Genomic DNA, 2,938 nt, shown 5'->3' on the forward strand with positions numbered 1-2,938 from the left:
TCGCGGTATGCGGATACGGTCCGCCGTCGGCGTGCACTCCGGCGGACCTCGACTGTCTCGGGGGGCACATATGCACGGTAGCCGAGACTTGTGGGCCTCATGGGTGGTCGCGGCCCTTCTGGGAGTACCCGAGCAGGAGGGCGAGGAGGTGACCGAGCGGCTGATGGACGCCCAGCTCGTCGACTTCGTCACCGTCGACAGCGCCCAGCAGGAGAGGTACCGGCTGCACGACCTGCTGCGCGTGTACGCGGCCGAGCGGGCGGAGGCCGAGGACCCCGAAGAGGAACGCGCCGCCGCCATGACCCGCGCCCTGGGCGGCTGGCTGTGGCTGATCACGCGCACAGCGTCCAGGAGCCCTTCGGGCGCCCTCCCCTTGCGCAGGCGATACACAAAGGCCCTGCCCCTGGGCGCCGAGGCCACGGAGCGCGTCACCGCCGGCATGACGGCGTGGTTCAACGCCGAGGCCCCGGCCCTGGTCGTCGCCGTCGAGCGGGCCGCCGCGATGGACCTGCACGAGGTGGCCTGCGAGGTGAGCGCGGCGCTGTGCTCCTCCTCGTTCTCGGTGGACGCCCGGTTCGACGAGTGGCGGCGCACCCACGAGGCGGCGCTCGCGGCCGTACGCCGGGCCGGCGACGTGCTCGGTGAGGCGACCCTGCTGGTGGGGCTCGGCCAGTTGCGCAACAGGCAGGACCGGTACCTTGAGGCGCGGCGGTTCTTCCACGAGTCGCTCCCCCTATTCCGCAAGGGCGGAGACGCCCACGGGGAGGCGATCGCCCTCGCCGGCATCGGCACCGCCTGCCGCGAGGAGGGCGACCTGGACCAGGCGCTGCCCCACCTGGAGCTGGCCGGGGCGGCCTTCGAGGAGCTCGGCGACGACTCGGGGACCGGCTACGCCAAGAGGCTGGCCGGATCGGTGTTCCTCGATCGCGGCGACTACGCCGCCGCCTCGGCGCTGCTCAACGACGCGCTGGCCGCCTTCAGACGGCTAGGTAGCAAGCGCGGGGAGGCCCTCACCCTTCGCACCGCCGCGCTGCTGCATCGCGCCTCGGGCGACCTGCGCCAGGCGGAGTCACTGAGCGAGCGGGCGGTCGAGCTGCTGCGCGAGTCCGACGACGTGCTGATGGAGGCCTACGCGGTCCAGTCGCTCGCCAAGACGCGGATCCGGCTGGGTGAGCACGCGGCCGTCCTGCCCGATCTGCTGGACGCCCTCGGCGTCTGCACCGGCCAGGCCGACCGGTTCGGGGAGGCGCTGATCCTGCGCACGATCGGCGAGCTGCACCTCGCGCGGGGCGACTACGCCGCGGCCGGGGAGCAGCTCCGCCGTTCGATCGCCGTATGGGACGACCTGGGCCTGCCGCTGTTCCGTGCCCGCTCGCAGCGTGACCTGGCCAGCGTCCGGGAGGCGACCGGCGACGCGGCGGGGGCGCGGGCGCTTCGCGAGGAGGCCCTCGCGGTCTTCGCCGCCCTGGGGACTCGGGAGTACAAGGAACTTCTCTCCGTTCTTTAGCGCGTTTTTGGAGAGAACTTCTAGAGGTGCGGCCGAACCTGGCGGCAAGGGCCGACAGCGTGAAGCCCGGCCGCCTTGACAGGCCCGCTCAGCGCACGGCCGTCGCGGGGCCCACATGCCGCAGGCGGTCGCTCCGCCTGGCACAGTGCTAAGGAGAGACCGTGTCAGAGATCATTCTCATGTCCGATCCTCGCGTGGCCGCGATACCGGTCGAGGAGTCGGGCGAGCCGCTGGTGGACCTCCGCGAGAACCCCGAGATCCTCCTCGACGAGCGCCTCGCCGACCCGGAGGGCGCATTCGCCCACCTCCGCGAGGAGGCGGCGCAAAGGCTCCTGCGGGCACAGAAACTGCTGCCGGACGGGCTGCGCTTCCTCGTGGTCGAGGGGTACCGCCCGTACTCGCTGCAGGAGCAGTACTTCACCGGGTACATGGGCAGGCTCCGGGCGGCCAACCCGGAATGGCCCGAGGACCATCTCTACGTGCAGGCCAGTCGCTCCCTGTCCCCTCCGCACATCGCCCCCCACGTCTGCGGCGCCGCGGTGGACGTCACGCTGTGCACGACGGCCGGGGAGGAGCTGCCCATGGGCACCGAGGTCAACGCCAGCCCCGAGGAGAGTGACGACGCCTGCTACACGGCGGCGGCCAACATCTCGGTGGAGGCCAGGGCCAACCGGGAGATCCTCTCCAAGGTCCTCGAGGAGGCCGGGCTGACCAATTACCCGACCGAATGGTGGCACTGGTCCTACGGTGACAGATATTGGGCGCTCGCCACCGGCTCTGGGGCCGCCCGCTATTCCCATGTGAACCGGCCACCCGCCGGCCGGTGAGAACCTGAACCGGTAACGAAGAGAAACGATCCCGGGAAGACCCCTGAAACACAGGGATTCCTTCCCGGGATTTCTTCGTGCCCGGGGCCGGCCCGCCATATCGCGGCGGGCCGGCCGATGAGCGTCGAGGCCCTCACCACATGACTTGAGGGGGCGGACGTTCGTCCGCCCCCTCAAGGGTCACAATCGGTTCGTTCTCCGGAGGGCGTCTGACGGTCACCGCCCCTGCCGGCCGGATCTTCGGTGACTAGCGGGCGAGGCCCTGGGTGTCGATGCCGTCGCCGTTCCAGTCGCCGATGACGGGCAGGTCCCCGGTGGTGTTGCCGTAACCGATCGCCCTGGTGTTCTCGATGGCGCCGGTCACCGCACCGGTGCGCATGTAATAGGTGGCACCCATCTTCACCCCGATGTTGTCCTTGCCATCACCGTCCCAGTCGCCCACCAGCGGAATGGCGTTGGGGTCACCGTAGGCGATCACGTACTGCGCCACACCGTTGGCTGGGTTGTCGCTGAGCAGGAAACGCCCGTTGGCGGGGTTGTAGGCGCTGATGGTGTCCTTGCCGTCACCGTTCCAGTCACCCACCACCGGAAGCCAGGGAGCGTC

Annotated in this window: 3 protein-coding genes; 2 read left to right on the forward strand and 1 reads right to left on the reverse strand. The window is 70.4% G+C overall.

Annotated elements, in window-relative coordinates:
* The first annotated feature begins 148 nt into the window (after positions 1-148).
* Both AB0B89_RS26720 and AB0B89_RS26725 read left to right on the forward strand, forming a co-directional pair.
* Positions 149-1,507, forward strand: a complete 1,359-nt coding sequence (locus AB0B89_RS26720; protein WP_358558331.1) for a tetratricopeptide repeat protein — start codon at positions 149-151, stop codon at positions 1,505-1,507.
* A gap of 161 nt (positions 1,508-1,668) precedes the next feature.
* Positions 1,669-2,334: a M15 family metallopeptidase gene (locus tag AB0B89_RS26725; protein WP_358558333.1), complete on the forward strand. Its 666-nt coding sequence runs from the start codon at positions 1,669-1,671 to the stop codon at positions 2,332-2,334.
* A 247-nt stretch (positions 2,335-2,581) separates the two neighbouring features.
* On the opposite strand, the gene AB0B89_RS26730 is transcribed toward AB0B89_RS26725, so the two are convergent.
* The coding region (locus tag AB0B89_RS26730; protein WP_358558335.1) for a hypothetical protein at positions 2,582-2,938 on the reverse strand (357 nt) is incomplete at its 5' end.

The sequence above is a fragment of the Sphaerisporangium sp. NPDC049002 genome, from assembly GCF_040649355.1.
In the GTDB taxonomy this organism is placed as follows: domain Bacteria; phylum Actinomycetota; class Actinomycetes; order Streptosporangiales; family Streptosporangiaceae; genus Sphaerisporangium.